This is a genomic window from Mycobacterium sp. IDUB_28 (assembly GCF_055419285.1).
The window spans coordinates 749,029-766,520 of record NZ_JBVAXK010000001.1 but is presented as its reverse complement, the minus strand read 5'-3'; the positions used below and the strand labels follow the sequence as shown (position 1 = coordinate 766,520).

8 protein-coding genes are annotated in these 17,492 nt (G+C 66.7%); 4 read left to right on the top strand and 4 right to left on the bottom strand.

Translation table 11 applies throughout. The features are described from left to right. Nucleotides 1–134: 134 nt before the first annotated feature. Nucleotides 135–1,424 (top strand): NADPH-dependent L-lysine N(6)-monooxygenase MbtG, encoded by a 1,290-nt coding sequence (mbtG, locus tag ACZYZ9_RS03535; protein WP_463824798.1) that lies wholly within the window; start codon nt 135–137, stop codon nt 1,422–1,424. Next, nucleotides 1,405–1,620, top strand: coding sequence for an MbtH family protein (locus tag ACZYZ9_RS03530; protein WP_463824797.1), 216 nt, complete (start codon nt 1,405–1,407; stop codon nt 1,618–1,620). Before mbtG ends, ACZYZ9_RS03530 begins: the two co-directional genes overlap by 20 nt. A gap of 16 nt (nt 1,621–1,636) precedes the next feature. On the opposite strand, the gene nbtC is transcribed toward ACZYZ9_RS03530, so the two are convergent. From nbtC to ACZYZ9_RS03510, 4 genes are all read right to left on the bottom strand, one after another. Next, on the bottom strand, nt 1,637–4,690 hold the full coding sequence (gene nbtC / locus ACZYZ9_RS03525) for a nocobactin polyketide synthase NbtC (protein ID WP_463824796.1): 3,054 nt from the start codon (nt 4,688–4,690) through the stop codon (nt 1,637–1,639). Beyond that, nucleotides 4,691–5,998 (bottom strand): beta-ketoacyl [acyl carrier protein] synthase domain-containing protein, encoded by a 1,308-nt coding sequence (locus ACZYZ9_RS03520; protein WP_463824795.1) that lies wholly within the window; start codon nt 5,996–5,998, stop codon nt 4,691–4,693. Next, nucleotides 5,995–6,756 (bottom strand): thioesterase II family protein, encoded by a 762-nt coding sequence (locus ACZYZ9_RS03515; RefSeq protein ID WP_463824794.1) that lies wholly within the window; start codon nt 6,754–6,756, stop codon nt 5,995–5,997. Before ACZYZ9_RS03515 ends, ACZYZ9_RS03520 begins: the two co-directional genes overlap by 4 nt. Nucleotides 6,757–6,876: 120 nt before the next feature. Continuing rightward, complete coding sequence (locus ACZYZ9_RS03510; RefSeq protein ID WP_463824793.1) at nt 6,877–7,512, bottom strand: GNAT family N-acetyltransferase; 636 nt, start codon at nt 7,510–7,512, stop codon at nt 6,877–6,879. Between the two features lie 436 nt (nt 7,513–7,948). Here ACZYZ9_RS03510 and ACZYZ9_RS03505 point away from each other — a divergent pair, with 436 nt between their 5' ends. After that, complete coding sequence (locus tag ACZYZ9_RS03505) at nt 7,949–12,952, top strand: amino acid adenylation domain-containing protein (RefSeq protein WP_463824792.1); 5,004 nt, start codon at nt 7,949–7,951, stop codon at nt 12,950–12,952. Further along, on the top strand, nt 12,939–17,492 hold the full coding sequence (locus ACZYZ9_RS03500; protein WP_463824791.1) for a non-ribosomal peptide synthetase: 4,554 nt from the start codon (nt 12,939–12,941) through the stop codon (nt 17,490–17,492). Before ACZYZ9_RS03505 ends, ACZYZ9_RS03500 begins: the two co-directional genes overlap by 14 nt.

The window sequence follows — 17,492 nt, the reverse complement described above, 5'->3', positions numbered from 1 at the left end:
AAAAGTTAGGGCAGCCTGAGCTAATTCGGAGGTGGGGTCGTGGGCGGCGCGTCATTCGCTGATACGTCAGCGAACCGGCACGGCCAGCCGACAACTCACCAGGTGCTGCGGGCCGCCCCCGAGGCCGGTGCGCGGTGACCTCGACGCTGGCAATCGTCGGCGCGGGCGCCAAAGCGGTGGCCGTGGCGGCCAAGGCGGCGGTGCTGCGCGAAATGGGCATCGACACGCCGGACATCGTGGCGATCGAACGCACCGGGGTGGCGGCGAACTGGCTGCCCGGCGGCGGCTGGACAGACGGTCGGCAACGGTTGGGCACCAGTCCGGAAAAAGATGTCGGCTTCCCGTACCGGTCGGCCCTGGTGCCGGGGCGGGACTCCGAGATCGACGAGCAGATGATGCGATTCAGCTGGCAGTCCTACCTGGTTGCGACGGACCAGTTCGTCGGGTGGATCGATCGCGGCAGGCCGGCGCCGGCGCACGACACGTGGGCACGCTACCTGCGTTGGGTCGCCGAAGTGGCCGGCCTGAAAGTCGTTGCCGGCGAAGTACGCAAGATCTCCATTGAGGGATCGCGCTGGGCGATCGGCACGGCCGATTCCACCGTGACGGCCGACTCGCTGATGATGACCGGCCCGGGCCAGCCGGAGCGGTCGATGCTCTCCGGTGATCCGCGAGTGTTGTCCATCGCGCAGTTCTGGGAGCGCGCCGGGCAGCACGACCGCATCGTGGCGGACAGCGTCGCCGTCGTCGGAGGTGGCGAGACCGCGGCCTCGATCCTCAACGAGCTTTTCCACCACCGGGTTTCGGCGATCACGGCGATCTCACCGCAGGCGACGCTGTTCACCCGCGGCGAGGGTTTCTTCGAGAATTCACTGTTTTCCGATCCCGCCGGGTGGCGCAACCTCAGCCATGCCGAACGACGCAATTGCATCGCCCGAACCGATCGCGGGGTGTTCTCCGCGCGGGTCCAGGAGTCACTGCTGGCCGACGAACGCATCAAGCACATGCGTGGGCGGGTGGCTCGAGTTGTGGACAGCGACAACAAGATCTGGATCACCTTGCGCACCGACAACTGTGGTGAACCGCAGGAGACACTGCACCGTTTCGAGCTCGTCATCGACGGGTCCGGTGCCGACCCGCTCTGGTTCCTGCCGGTACTGCACCCCGACACCGTGCGCCTGCTGGAAGCGGAGGTGGGTGCGCCGCTCAACGGGGAACGCCTCGAAGAGGCCATCGGACCCGACCTGGCCCTCTCCGGTATCACTCCGAAGTTCTTCCTGCCCAATCTGTCTGGTGTGAACGAAGGCCCTGGTTTCCCGAATCTGAGCTGTCTGGGATTGCTCTCCGACCGGGTGCTGGGTGCCGAGATCGGGGTCGCCCGGTCGACCGACCGTGGGAGAAGCGATGAGTATCAATCCGTTTGACGACGAGCTGGGCACGTTCTACGTGCTGACCAACGACGAAGATCAGCACAGCTTGTGGCCGACGTCGATCGAGAAGCCCGCCGGATGGCAGGTGGTGTTTGGCGCGGACACCCGGGCGAACTGCCTGGCCTATGTCGAGGACAACTGGACCGACATGCGTCCCAGGACTCTTCGCGAAGCGATGGCCCAGGACTGAGACCCAGGTGTGATTTCTAGGCGTCCAGCTTCGCCAGCACGTCGGCGATGGATGCCCCGCCGAGCAGCTCCCCGACCTCGAGGTCGTGATCGAACTCCATCTTGACGCGGCGCCGGAACTCCAAGGCCTGCAACGAATCCAGGCCGATCGCCACCATCGGAGTGCTGGTGTCGATGCTGGCGACGTTGTCGACACCGATAGCCCCGGCCAACAGGCTGAGCAAGCGGTGCGAGACGCCGGTCGGTGCAGTCGATGCGGCGACGGCGCTGACGGTGGGATCTGCCGGGGCCGCATTGGTCAACTGCGACAACAGCGAAGCGCGCCCGCAGGTCTCCAGCACCGACCGCGCCCGGTCCAGGTCGAATGCCGCGACGGCGGCATTCCTGGTCAGCCTCCGCATCCCGACGGCCAGTGCGTCAGCCGGCTGCATCGGTACGACGCCGATACCGGCCAGCATCGCCAGGCCGGACTCGTCGAGATGAACTTGCCAATGCCCCCACTGCACCGAAACACAGTCCAGCCCGCCGGCCCGCAACTGCTGTGCCAACGCATCGAGCATGCGGTTGCCGGCGGCATACAGTGCCAGTCCACGCCCGCCCACCGTCGCCGACACCGAAGAGCACAGCAGCACCCGGCAGTCTTCGGCCCGCGGGAAAACGCTGAGGACACGCGAGATACCGACGACCTTGGCGCCCAGTGCCGTGGTCACCTGTTCGGCGGTGATGTCCTCGAGTTCCACACCCGAATACTCCACTGCGGCATGGATTATCAGATCGGCCGGGGCGTCCTGATGCTGGTCGGCCAACCGGGAGACCGCGGCTTCGTCGCTGAGGTCGCACGCCGCGACATCGATTCGGGTGGCGCTGGCCGACCGGATCAGACGTAGCCGGTCCGTGACCGCCGGGGTCTCACCGGACCTGTTGACCAGGGTGATGCGCTGGACACCCTGCTGGGCGAAGTACGCGCCGAATTCGAGTCCGAGCTTGCCGGTGCCTCCGACGATCAGCACGTGTCCGGGGGCGGCGGCGGTCGGCTCCGCAATGCCTTCTCCGGCCGCCACGATTCGCTTCGCGTACAGGCCGCCGTTGCGCAACGCCAGCTCCGACTCCCCGTCGGTGTGCAGGGCTTTGAGCAACGAGCGCGCCGCATCAGTCGGCGCCGCGTCGACCGGCAGGTCGAGGTGGCGGAAATGCACACCGGGGTACTTGGCGCCGACGCTGCGAAATCCGGCACTGGCCGCGGCGTGAACCAGATCCGGCGGCCCATCTGCGTCGATGACGGCCTCGCCGCCCACGGTCACCAGCCAGCAGTGGGCGACCGGCGCGGGGACCCCGTGCCACCAGGTGCGCTCGGCGAAGAAGGCTGCGACCTGATCGGTCGCGGCGGCGGGACCCAGCTCCGGCGATTGCGGTAACAGGATGACCTGGGTGTCGACATCACCGACGGCGGAATCAGGTCCGATCGGGACGGCGGTCGCGCCGAGTTCGGCTGCTGCCGTGCGCAACTCGTTGGCCAATTGTGCGCAGTCACCGGTGTGGTCGATGATGCCGATGGTCCGCGGGCGGGTGAGGGAAAGCCGGCTCAGTCGAACCCACTCTTCGGTGAGCAGTCTCGCGGCCGGGCCCCGGGCCGGCTCGGGCTCGGGCACCGTCTTCATGCGGGTGCGGCGCGGCAACACCTCGTCGTAGGGCAGCCACAGCGGGACGTCATTCATCAGGGAGTTGGGGAAGTCGGGCAGCGGCAGCGCTACCGGCCCGTCGTCGTCGACACGCAGTCGATCCCACGGGAAGTCCAGGTCGTGTACCGCCAGTTGTGCCAGGTTACGGGTGAACTCGGCGAGGTCGGCGGCAGAACGAGTGGAAGTGCCCACCACCCGGAGGTCGGTGTCCTGACCGGCGAGATTTTCCTGGATGGCCAACTGCAGGGTCGGGTGCTCGGCCAGCTCGACGAACGTATCGGCGCCCAGTCCGGCGGCGGCGGTCATCGCTTTGTCGAACCGGACGGTATTGCGCAGGTTCCAGAACCAGTACTGATCGACCGGGAGGTCCGGGGTGATCGGGGCGCCGAGAGTGGAACCGACGCAGTCGATCTCGCTGTCCAGGAACTTCGGATTCTCCAGTTGGTCTTGCGATGCGGTGCGGACCTTGTCGCCGAGCGCGTTGATCAGGCTGGTGTGCGCGGGATACTGGACGCCGATGACCCGGGCGAAAACCCCCCGCTCGGTCAGCGCATCCACGATGTCCTGCACCGTGTCGCGATCACCCGAGATACCGGACATGTTGGGCGAGTTGACAACCGACAGTTCGGCGAAGTCCGAGCAGCGGGCCAGCAGATCAGCACAGCTCTCCCGGTCGGTGGCGACGACCGCCATCGCGTAGTCACCGGACTCGATCTGCTCGGCAGCCTGCGCGCGAATTCCGATGATGCGCACGGCATCTGCCAACGTGATCAGACCCGATACGTAGGCCGCAGCGATCTCGCCCTGGCTGTGCCCGACGGCCACGTGCGGCGTGATCCCGACGGACTGCCAGGCCGCGGCCAGACCGGCCATCTGGGTGAACAACGCCGGCTGAACGGTGCTGGCGTTGCCGTCGACCGTGAATTCTTCGTCGAGCAGGTAATTCAGCGGTGACCGACCGGAAAGCTCGGCGAAAACCGCCGCGCACCGATCCACTTCGCCGCGGTAGGCCGGGATCCTCTCGTAATAGAGCCGTCCCATTCCGGGGCGCTGACTGCCCTGGCCGGGGAATACGAACGCGAGCCGACGGGCAACCGCCGGCGACGCGGTGCGGTGCACCGCAGGATGCTCGCGGCCGTCGCCGATGGCCCGCAATGCCGCCAGCAACTCGTCACGGGTGGCGACCACGGCCAACGCGCGGTGCTTGCGCGCGGCCCGGGTGCGAAACAACATCTGCGTGATCGCCTGAGGTGTCACCTCCGGATGCATCGAGGCGTACGCATGCAGCGCAGTGGCCTCGCCGCGCAGCAGGTCTGCGGTATCGGAGGCCAGCAGTACCGGCACCGAGCCGTCCGGAAGTCGGTAGGAAACCCCGCAATTGGCCACGGTCACTTATTCACTTCCTGCCGGCGCGGGCATTTCGAGGATGGCGTGCGCGTTGGCGCCTCCCGCGCCGAAGGATGATGTCGCGCCGTAGCGGACGCCGTTGGTGGGTGCCCACTCGTGCACTTTGGTGGCCAGCCGGATCCCGACCAGATCCCAGTCCAGCATCTTGGTCGGATTGGCCGCGTAGAGAGTTGGCGGAATCTGGCCGTGGTGGCCCGCCAGCAACAGCTTGATCAGGCCGAGAATTCCCGATGCCGACTGGGGATGCCCGATGTTGGGCTTGATCGAACCCAGCAGGGCCTCGGATCCGGCGGCACCGTAGGTCTTGAACAACGCGAGAAGTTCCACCGGGTCACCGGCCGGGGTCGCGGTCCCGTGCCCTTCGATCATGCCCACTATGGCCGGGTCGATTCCGGCCGCGTCCAGCGTCTTTCGGACCACTTGTTCCTGCGCTCGTACCCGCGGGACCAGGATCGGCTTGCCTTTGCCGTTGTGGTTGGTACGGATCGCCAGGATGCGTCCGTACACCGGGTGCCCCAATTGCCGTGCGCGCGACTCGCGTTCAACGATCACCATGCCCGCGGCTTCGCCCCACACGGTGCCGCTGGCGTCATTGCTGTAGGCGCGACAATGCCCGTCGTCGGAAAGCGCGTTCAGCCTGGAGAATTCGTAGAACGCACCGGGGGAGCCCATCACGCACACCCCACCGGCCAGTGCCCAGTCGCACTCATCGGAGGCCACCGCCGACGCGGCCAGGTGTAGCGCGGTGAGCGACGACGCGCAGGCGGTGTCGACGCTGACCGAGGGGCCGGTGAGTCCGAGGCTGTGCGAAATCCTTGCGGCGCCTCCCAATTGGCCCAAGCTGGCGATCCGATGTCCGGTCAAGGCGTCGGCCACCGATGCGCGCGGACCGTACTCCATCGGCGACATGCCGACGAAGCAGCCCACGAATTCGCCTTCCAGCGCCGCGGGATTGATGCCGGTGTTCTCCAACGCTTTCCATGCAAGTCGCATCGCAACACGTTGCTGGGGGTGCATGACCAGCGCCTCGCGGTGGGTGATGCCGAACAGCGTCGGGTCGAATGCCGTTGCCTTGTCCAGGAATCCGCCCGCATCGTGGACCGGGCCCCAGCCGTCCATCTCGCTGACCGAGAACAGATCCTCGAGCGGCCATCCGCGATCGCGCGGAAAGGGACCGATCAGCTCCTTGGCCTCGGTCAGGGCCTGCCACAGCGCTGCGGGGGTGTCGATGCCGCCGGGCGCCTCGACGGCCAGTCCGGAGATGACGATGTGGTCGGGACCGCCGTAGGTCATGAGGTCTGCCCGGACTGCCGCAGGTCGCCGGCCAACAGTTCCACGATGGCGTCGATGTGTGTGTCGAGGAAGAAGTGCCCGCCGTCGAACATCGTCACCTCGACGGTGTCGGAGTGCTTGCCCCACCCGTAGAGGTCGCCCAGCGTCACAATCGGATCCTGGTCACCGCCGATCGCGTGGATCGGGGCCCGAACCTTGGTGCCTTCGTCGCAGGCATAGGCGTCGCAGGCTCGGTAATCGGCTTTGATCACCGGCAACGCCAGTCGCATCAGGTCCCGGTTCCCGAAGACGTCGGAATTGGTGCCCTCCAGCGCAGCGAGATGGTCGAGGATCTCCTCGTCGGTCTCGGGGTGGGCCGGCTTGTTCGCCGCGTTGCACGGGGCGACCGCCGCCGAGACGTTGAGTTGTCCGACGTCGACGCCGTTGGCTTCGGCGATCCGGACGAACTCGAACGCCACCCAGCCCCCCATGCTGTGCCCGAACGCGATGACCGGCACGCCGCGGTTGTGATCCGAACGTGCGAACTCCTCGAATGCTCCGGCAGCGATCTCGGGCAGTGAACCCAGCGCTGGTTCGGCGGCGCGGTCCTGCCGTCCGGGGTACTGGAAGACGATCACGCTGAACTTGTCGCTGAGGGCTTTAGCGAAGGTGCGGTAGGCGGATGCGCCGGCGCCGGCATGCGGGAACACCAACAGGGTGGGGTTCTCGGGCGATCCCGGCTTGTAAAACTGCCTGATCCACCCCAGTGTGCGCGGCATGCAACCTGACCTTTCGCCTACTCATTCGCCCACTGCGGGTGCGCAGCGCTTTGCCGGGCCTGCATTCGGCTTGAGCCTAGTCGGACAGCGAGCCATAACTTAGCGAAGGCTAACATAATTTCAACTGGCCCCAGCGTGGGGTGACCCGCCGCCGACATCCATTCGGTGCAGGTCGACGACCTGCTGGGGGTGATCGTCGGGCCGATCGCGGACCATCAGGACGGCCCGCTTACCGGGCAGGTCGAGCTCCCCGGCGCGATGAAAGCCGGCACGCTCGAACGTCCGGATGGACCTGAGATTGCCCACGTCGGGCTCGGCGACCACTCGCGGGGACCGCGGGTCGGCATCGAGTTGCCAGTTGGAGACGGTGTGTAACAGTTCCGCGGCCAGGCCCCGCCCGCGGTGCTCGGTCGGTCCGAGCAGTAGATGGACGCCGAGGTCGTGCTCGCGGGCGGCGTAGTGCCCGGCGAGTGGATCAAGGTCGGCGCGGTAGAGCTCCCAGTAGCTCATCGGCGTACCGTTCAACAACCCGAGGTACGGCGTGGAGTGCGCGCTGTGATCCTGGTCGAGCAGGTAGGACCGGACCCGATCGCGCTCCCACCCCTTCTGCCAGTACCGGGCCACTGGAGGGTCGTTCATCCAGCCGTGCATCAGGGTGAGGTCGCGGTCGACCTCGAGGCGTCGCAGCGCGAACTCACCCACCTGCGCGCCGAAATCCACCTTGGCGCAACGCTGGTGCAGATCGCGCGCGTTCACGCCGGTACCTCCGCCGTTTCAGGGACGTTCCACCCGTTTTCCCCGGGCGGGCAATAGCCGACGGGGTGCGCGGATGGTCGCATTGATTATCGCGCCAGCGCGACGGCCGCGGGAACTGGGTAACTTAGCGAAGGCTAACATAATCTGCTGTAGCTACACCGGGTCGACCACACCTACCAGGACAGAACGGGGGTCCGTCTGATGCGAACGGTGCCGATGGCAGTGCTCGAGCCGCGGTACGGTGGTGCGCCGGGTCAGGTGATCGTGCCAAAGTGGGGTGGCGCGGCGATGTCCGGTCCGGGGGGCTACCGCGGCACCAGAGGCGTCCTGCCGACGCGTGGTCGGCCGCGTTCCGCGGGCACGACCCCTCTCGCGCGGCGGTTGTCTGGCCGATCCGGCATAACGGCGAGCTGAAACCCAGGAGTTGAGACCACCCATGGCAGACGATGCCAAGACTCTGCAGGAACGTCGCCGCGACCTGCTACGCCGACGAATCGTCGAAAGCGGTGTAGCGGCCGGGAAAACGGCCCCGGCGGCACACCTGCGCCCGGGCGAGCGCTACCGGCTGTCGACCGGGCAGCGCCGCATGTGGTTCCTGCAGGCCATGGACGCCGACGACACCACCCTGAACATCTGTGTGGCCTATCAACTGAACGGTGCGCTGGACGAGGCGCGATTGCGGACCGCCGTGGGCGAGGTCATCGCGCGGCACGCGATTCTGCGCACCACCTACGGCGTGGACAGCGAAGGCGAGCCCTACCAGGTCTTCCAGGAGCACGTCGAAACTCCTTGGCGGGTACTGGATTCAGCGGGTCAGTCGGTGGCGGACCTGGCCCGCGGTGAATTCGGTCGCCCGTTCGACCTCGCTGCCGATGCGCCGCTGCGGATCACCCTGATCCGTACTGCCCCGGGCGAATTCGTGCTGCTGCTCGTCGTCCACCACATCTGCTGGGACGACGAGGCGTGGGAGGTGTTCTTCACCGAGCTCAGCGCTGCCTATAACGGTGAAACCCCCGCCGACCCGGCGGCGCAGTTCGTCGCGGTCGAAGTGCTGGGGGGAACCGATGAACCCAGCATGAGCGACGTCGGTTACTGGGCCGACAGATTGCGCCCCGCGCCCGAACCGCTCGAGCTGCCCGGAGTTCCTGCGGCGCACCCGACGCGCCGGGCCGAGCGGGTGACCAGGGGCTTCCCGGACGGATTGTTCGACCGGCTCGAGCAATTCGCCCGACAGCACGCCGCCTCGCCGTTCATGGTGCTGCTCGCGGCCTACGGGGTGCTGGTGCGCCGCTACACCGGGGCGTCGGACTTTCTGGTCTCGGTGCCGGTGACCGACCGGAAAGCGGCCGCCGAGAAGGTGATCGGTTATTTCGGGAACACTCTGTTGCTGCGCCTCACCGCGCGGCCGAACGACACCTTCAACACGTACGTCGACGCCGTGCGCGACACCTGCCTGGACGGCTTCGCTCACCAGTCGGTCGGCATCGACCGCGTGGTGCGCGAGGCGAATCCGGAGCGCATGGGCCACGACGGCATGGACCAACTGGTGCGGCTGGGATTCAGCATGCGCAAGAGCGTCAGCGGATTCGCGTTGGACGGCGTGCAGGTGCGGCAACTTGACCTCGGCGCGGTCACCGCCCACCTGCCGCTCGCCCTGGCGATCGTGCTGGATCCCGAAGGCGTCCTGACCGAGTTCGAATACCAGACCGACATGCTGAACCCCGCCCTCGTCGAACAGATGGCGGCGCATTACCTTCAGTTGTTACACAATGCGATTGGCCAGCCCGACCGCCGGCTGACCAGCCTGGACATGCTCGACGCCGCCGAACGCGCAACGGTGCTGGAGCAGTCGCACGGCGAACTGGTGCCGATGCCGCCCACCACGATGGTGGCGGTGCTGGAAGCGGCCGCCGATGCCCGCCCCGACGCGGTCGCGCTGATCTCCGACCACACCCGGCTGACCTATGCCGAACTGCATGGCCGGGCAAATCGCTTGGCGCGCTGGCTCATCGGGCAGGGCCTGGGGGCAGAAGACATCGTTGGTCTACGTCTGACGACATCGATCGAATTCATCATCGCGATGCTCGGGGTGCTCAAAGCGGGTGCGGCCTACCTGCCGATTGACCCGGCCTACCCGGACGAACGCATCGAATACCTGGTCAGCGACGCGGGCCCGCAGCTGGTGCTGGGGCGCCCAGAACTGGAGAGCGCAGAACTGCAGGCCCACCAGCTGTCCGACGGCCCGCTCACCGACGCCGATCGGCGTTGCGTGCTGCGCCCGGAGCAGTTGGCCTACGTCATCTACACGTCCGGTTCCACCGGCCAGCCCAAGGGCGTGGCCGTGTCTCACCACGCGATCGCCGAACACGTGCAGGGTTTCGCGGCGGAGTGGAGTATGACCGCCGAAGATCGCCTGCTGCAATCGTCTTCGGTCAGTTTCGACGCGTCGCTGCTCGACATCTTCGTGACCCTGTCGCTGGGCGCGCAACTGGTGGTCCCCAAACCGTCCCCACTCGGCGGGGTCTTCAGCGACATATCCTATGTCGCGGACCTGATCAGCCGGCACAAGATCACCGTGCTGCACATGGTGCCGTCCATGCTGAGCACACTGTTGCTGCTGCCGCAGGTCAAGGAGTGGCGACAGCTGCGCCATGTGCCCGTCGGCGGCGAAGCGCTCGCCGGTGAGGTGGCCGACAAGTTCGCCGGATACTTCGACGCGCAGTTGCGCAACCACTACGGACCCACCGAGGCCGTCGTCTGCTCGACGCACCTGGTGGTCGACGGATCCCACGGGGTACGCGTCGTCCCCATCGGCGTGCCCAATCGCAACGTTTACACCTACGTGCTGGATGAGGAACTGCAACCGGTGCCCGCGGAGGTGATCGGGGAGCTGTACCTCGGCGGGGTGCAACTCGCGCGCTGCTACCTGGGCCGGCCCGGACTGACCTCGCTCCGCTTCGTCGCCGACCCGTTCAACCCCGGCAACCGGCTGTACCGCACCGGAGACCTGGTGCGCCGCAACATCTCTGGACAGCTGGAATTCATCGGACGTGCCGACGAGCAGGTCAAGGTGCGTGGCTACCGCATCGAACTCGGCGAAGTCGAATCCGTGATCGCCACCCACCCGGCGGTGCGGCACTGCCTGGTGGTGGCCGAGGACACCGGGGCCGGGCCCATGCTCGCTGCCTACCTGGTACCTGCGACCGGTGGCACCGAGTCGGATCTCGACCTCGATCTGGACGACGTCCGCACGCACGCGGCCGCGACGCTGCCGGAATACATGGTGCCCAGCGCTTTTGCGGTGATCCCCGAAATCCCGCTCACGGTCAGCGGGAAACTGGACAAGCGGGCGCTGCCGGCACCGACACCGGTCGCGGTGCGCAGCTACCGCGAACCGGCCACGGAAACCGAACGCCGGCTGTGTGCGATCTTCGCGCGGCTGTTCGGCTGGGAAAAGGTCGGTGCGGAAGATTCGTTCTTCGGGTTGGGCGGACACTCACTGCTCGCGGCGCGACTGGTCGCCCAGATCCGCGCCGAGTTCGGCGTGGAGCTCACCGTGCGGGCGGTGTTCGACACCCCGACCCCCGCCGGTCTGGCGACCAGACTGGTCGAGCAGTTCCGCGACCAGTTCGGGGTTGACCTCGACGGGGACGCCGAAATACCGGCGCCGCACTCGAGTCGGCCGCAGCTGGCCGTAGAGCTCGACCGCCCGGAACGGCCACCGCTGTCCTACTCGCAGTTCGCGATGTGGTTTCAGTACCGGATGCGCGGCGGCAACGACGTCTTCAACATGGCACTCACGCTGCGCTGCAACGGACCGTTGGACCGGGATGCACTCGCCGCCGCGTTGAACGACGTCGTGGCCCGGCACGAGGCACTTCGCACGAATTTCGTTGAGCACGAGAATATTCCGTATCAATTCGTGCATCCGGCCCGCGAGGTCGAACTTGCCGTCCGCAATGTCGAACCCGGACACTTCGACGAGACAGTAGCGCAGCTGCGCGGGCATGTGTTCGCTCTGGAATCCGATCTGTTGATCAGGGCTACCCTGTTGGTCCTCGACCCGGACACGAGCGTGCTTCTGCTTCTCGTGCATCACATTGTCACCGACCACAGCTCGCTGGGCATCCTCTTCGAGGATCTGTTGACGGCGTACCGGGCCCGCCTGCAGCAGAACGCGCCGCGCTGGCCGACGCCTGCGGTTCCGTTCGTCAATTTCGCACTCTGGCAACAAGATGCGTTCAACCCCTCGAACGAATGGGGGACGGCCGAACTGGCGCACTGGTCGCAGGTGCTGGACGGCATGCCCTTCGAGATCTCCCTGGGTGCCGACCACACCCGTCCACCGGTGCTGGGCCGGCGCGGCGAGGTCGTCAACTTCACGGTGCCGCCCCATCTGCGCGCGGCGCTGACACAACTGGCGGAGCGCCACGAGGCCAGCGAATTCATGGTCTACCAGGCCGCTACGGCGGTGGTGCTGCACAAGCTGGGCGGCGGTACGGACATCCCGATCGGCAGCCCGATCACCGCACGAGTTGACGTGGCTACCAACGAGATCAACGGACCGTGCGCCAATGTCGTGGTGCTGCGCAACGACCTGTCCGGCGATCCGACGCTGCTCGGCATGGTCGCTCGCAGCCGGGACGTGGTGCTCGATGCCCTGGCGCACCAGGAACTTCCGGTGGAACGTGTCGTCGAGGCGCTCAACCCACCGCGGTCGCCGTCCCGCAACCACCCGCTGTTCCAGACCTCGATCCACTTCCACGGCGAGGACTGGGCGTTGCTGGCACGCGACCTCACCGGAGACGGACAGACCCGGGTCACACCGATTCCGATGGACTTCGAGATCTCGATCCTGGACCTCAACGTCGTCTTCGCCCTCACGCCGGACTCGGCAGTCAAAGTCCGCGTCGTGGGTAACGCCGATCTCTACGAACCGGCCACCGTCCAACTCATCGCCGACGCGCTCGAGGCGGCATTGCAAGCGTTTGCGAGCACGCCCGAGTCGGCGGTGTCCAGTGTGCAGTTGCTGCCTGAAGCCGACCAGCAGCGCCTGCTGGCACCCGCTTCCCCGACGGCAGCGCAGCGCTCGCACCCGGTGGTCGGTGGTTCGGAGGAGACCGAGCGGGCCTTGATCGCCCTGCTGGAGGAGTTGCTCGAGATCACCGAGATCGACCGGGAGGACAACTTTTTCGCGCTCGGTGGCGACAGCATCATCTCGGTGCAGTGGTCAGCCCGGGCCAGCGCGCAGGGGCTGCCGATGACACCGGCGATGGTGTTCGAGAACATGACCATCGCCGAACTTGCGGCGGCCGTCGACGCGGGCGCCGGTCAGGCAGCGCCCGACCAGCCCGCAGCGCCGTCCGCGCCGATGAGTGCGTCGGGCCTGGATGCCGACGCGCTGGCGGCTCTCACGGCGTCGTGGAATGAGCAGCCGTGAGGCGATCGTGACGACCGCCCCGCAGCAGATCGAGGACGTGCTCGCGCTGACTCCGCTGCAGGAGGGCCTGTTCGCGCTGTACCGCCTCGCCGAGGACAGCCTCGACATCTACACCATGCAATTCGTCGCCGATATCGACGGTCCGCTCGACGTCGCGTTGCTGCGACGCAGCGCCCAGGCCCTGCTGGATCGGCACCCGAATCTGCGCGCCGCCTTCTGGGACCGCAATGTGCCCCGACCCGTCCAGATCGTGCCCGTCCACGCGGAGCTGCCCTGGACCCAACGCAGCACCACGGCAAGCGAATTCGATTCGATCGCCCGCTCGGAGCGGCGCCGCCCATTCGACCTGAGCCGCGGTCCGGCACTGCGCGTCGTGCTGCTCTCGGTGCCCGGCGAGACCAGGCGACGAATGATCTTCACCGCCCACCACATCCTGATGGACGGGTGGGGTCTGGGGGTGTTCTTCACCGAGATGCTCGCGGTGTATCAGGCGGGTGGTTCGACTGACGGGCTGCCGAATCCGCGCCCGTACCGCGACTACATTGCCTGGCTGGCACAACAGGACCGATCGCTCGCGCTGGCCCGGTGGACCGAGTATCTGAGCCGGGTCTCCGGACCGCTCATGATTGCCGACGGTGCCGTGCCGTCCAGCCACGGGGTGCCGGGGCAGTCCAAGCTGCTGCTGCCTGCAGCAGATACGATGCGCCTGCGAAAGTGGGCGGGGCGCAACGGGTTCACGCTCAATACGGCGGTGCTGTTCGCCTGGGTCGTGGTGCTGGGCCGGCTCACGGACCGGCGCGACGTCGTCTTCGGGACCGTCGTGTCCGGCCGGCCCGAACAGCTGCCCGGTGTGGAGACCATGGTCGGAATGTTCATCAACACGGTGCCGGTGGTGCACGACCTGAGCCGCGCCGACTCGGTTGTCGAGCAGTGTTCGCGGCTACAGCGCGAATCGTCGGCGCTGCGTGACATCAGCTATCTCAGCCTCTCGGAACTACAGCGCGCGCACGGCCACGGCGGTCTGTTCGACACGCTGTTCGTGTTTGAGAACGCGCCGTTCGAAGCCGCCATCGCGCCGGTGACAACCGCCGACGGCGCCCGATTCGAACCGGTGACGGGCGAGAGTCTCACGCATTACCCGCTGACCGTTGTCGCGCACCTGATGGGTGACGAGCTGGTCATCGTCATCGAGGCGATACGCGAAGCGCTGCCACATCTTTCGCCCACAGCGCTCGGCGAACGAATAGTAGCGGTGCTGCGACAGCTGCCCGACATCGACGACGGGACACCCGACGCGCTGGACATCCTCACCCCGGCGGAGCGCGCCGCACTCGGTGCGGTGGCTACGCGGTTCGCGCCGCCGCCAGAGGCAACCGTGTGGGCGATGTTCGAACGGCAGGTCCGCGCCACACCCGAAGCGATCGCTCTCACCACCGGTGCTGGTGAACGCTATAGCTACGATCAGTTGTACGCTCGGGCAACTCAACTGGCTGCCGAGCTCGCTGACCGGGGGGTGGGCCCCGAGCAGGCGGTGGCGCTGATGCTGCCCCGGTCATCCCGATTCCTGATAGCCATCCTTGCGGTACTGGCCGCCGGTGGCGCCTATGTGCCGGTCGATGTCAAGCTTCCCGATAAACGGGTGAAATCTATCCTGCGGCAAGCTAATCCGGTACTCATCCTGTCGGAATGCCAGTATGCAGACCTGCTGGAAGGACCGGTGCTGCTGCTCGACGACGAGGTCGCGCTGGAACGCATCGCCGCCCGGCCCGCGGTGGCGCCGAGCGTGCCCCGCCATCCCGAACAGAGCGCCTACATCATCTTCACCTCCGGCTCGACCGGCGAACCCAAGGGTGTGGTCGGGACCAATGCGGCCTTGCTCGGCTACTTCGCCGACCACCGCGAGCGGGTCTACCAGCCGGCTGTGGCGCGCCTGGGCCGAGCACTGCGTATCGCACACGCCTGGTCGTTCAGCTTCGATGCCTCTTGGCAGCCGATGGTCGGCCTGCTCGACGGTCACGGTCTGCACCTGTTCGATGGCGAGGAGATGCGCGACGCGGACCGCTTGGTGAAGGGCCTCATCAGCTTTCAGGTCGACATGATCGACACCACCCCCTCGATGTTCGTCCAATTACGTGCCGCCGGCCTGTCCGAGCACCCGCTGTGCGTGCTGGCGCTGGGGGGTGAGGCGATCAACAGCGCGTTGTGGCACCAGTTGCAGGCGCTTTCGTCGACCGAGGTCTACAACTGCTACGGACCCACCGAGGCGACGGTCGAGGCGGTGGTCGCCGCGGTCAACGACTATCCGGCTCCGACAATCGGCACCGCGAACATCGGAACCTGCGGCTACGTGCTGGATTCGGCGTTGCGCGCAGTCCCTGACGGCGCGGTGGGGGAGTTGTACCTCTCAGGGGCGCAGTTGGCCCGCTGTTACGTCGGCAAGTCTGCGATGACCGCCGCGCGCTTCGTCGCCGACCCGTTCCGGCCCGGGCAACGCATGTATCGCACCGGGGACCTGGTGCGCCGCCTGCCGCACGGGGGTTACGCCTATCTGGGTCGCGGCGACACCCAGGTGAAGATCCGGGGCTACCGCGTCGAAATCGCGGAAATCGAGGCCGCGCTGCGTAATCGGCCCGGGGTACACGACGCGGCCGTGGTGGTGTTGCAGCGCGACAGCGGTCCCACACTGGTGGGCTTCGTCGTCTGGCAGGAGAACGTCGGACCGGACCCGGTGCGGCTGCGTGCAGCGCTGGCCGAGCAGCTTCCGTCCTACATGGTTCCGGCCCCGATCCTGCCGATGACCCAATTACCCGTGAACGCCAACGGCAAACTGGACAGCGGCGCGCTGGAACAGGTGGCCCGCGACGCCCTGTCGCAGGTGTCCGCACGCGGCTCGGCTGCGGCGTCCACCGACACCGAGCGGGCGCTGTGCGAGATCTTCGCCGAGCAATTCAGCGGTATCACACCGCATGTCGACGACGACTTCTTTGCGCTCGGGCTCGACAGCATCTCGGCCATTTCGTTGGTCCATAAGGCCCAGCGGCGGGATATTGCGTTGACTCCGCGGATGGTGTTGACCTATCTGACTATTCGTGAATTGGCCGCCGCGGTCGACGCGAGAGTCGAATCGGGCGGGGCGGTGGCTCTCGCGGACTACGGCGAGGTACTCCCGCTGCCGATCGTGTCGTGGGTCAACGAGTACGGCAACTACCGACGCTTCACGAATACGATCTTGATGCGGCTGCCCTCCGACATCGAGCGGGCGGAACTCGAACTCGTGCTGCAGCTGCTCCTGGACGGGCACGAGGTGCTGCGCTCGATCATGACCGAGACGCCTGAGGGATCTCGTCTTTTGACCCGGGAACCTGGCGTGGTCAACGCCGCCGACGTGCTGTCGCGGGTGGACATGCCCACCCCGACCGATGCCGAATTGGCTTCGGCCGTCGCGGATACGGCCCGCGCCGCCATGGATGGCATCGATCCGCGCACCGGTGCCCTGGTGCGGGCAGTCTGGTTCGCCGGCACCAAGGACCGGCAGACATTGTTGCTCACGATTCACCACCTGGTGGTCGACGTGGTGTCCTGGCACATCCTGGTGAGCGACATCAAGGAGGCGTGGCGTTCGCTGCAGGCCGGTACCACCCCAAAAGCACTGCCCGAGTTCACTTCCTACCGTCGCTGGTGTGAGTTGATGTGGGACCGGGCGGGCCAGCCGCAGGTGCTGGCCCAGCGCGATTACTGGGCTGCACAGGTATCCGGGCCGGATCCCGCGTTGGGTGCGCGACACCCGGATCCCGCGCGCGACACCTGGTCTACCCTTCGGGTCCATACGATCCGCACCCCCGTGCATGTCACCGAGCGGCTGCTGGCCGCCCTCAACCGCGACGATCGCATGCGGGAAATCCTGTTGTGCGCCACCGCCATCGTGGTCGCGAGTTGGCGGCGCATGCGCAACCAGGATCCGGTCTCCGGTGCGCTCATCGCGTTGGACAGTCACGGCCGCGCCGACGGCATCGTGGGCGCCGACACAGCGAACACCGTGGGGTGGTTCACCAGCGCATATCCGGTACGGCTGGGCGTGGGAGCCGCCGTGGATATCGAGCGACTCGAGTCGGATCCCGAATCGGTGCGTGTCCTACTCGACGCGGTGACGGCCTATCTCGATGACGTCCCATTCGAAGGGCTGGATTACGGACTGCTGCGGTATATCGACCGTATTCCTGAATTGCAGGACAGAGAGCCGCAACTGCTGTTCAACTACCTGGGTCGGCTCGACCTCCGCAATGCAGAACACGAACCGTGGTCATTGCTCAGCGGTGCTGAAATCGAAACGGTGCCGATCGATCCCGAACCCGATCTACCGTTGCGGTTTGCGTTGAACATGAACGTGCTGGTGCGCGCCGCCCCCGACGGCTGGGAACTGATCAACAACCTGCTGTGGAGCGATGTCCTGTTCACCAGCTCCGATATCGAGTGTCTGACCGGCTTCTGGCAGCGCGCGGTGGCGACGCTGGCCGAGGCCCTGGACAGATACCCCGCGTAA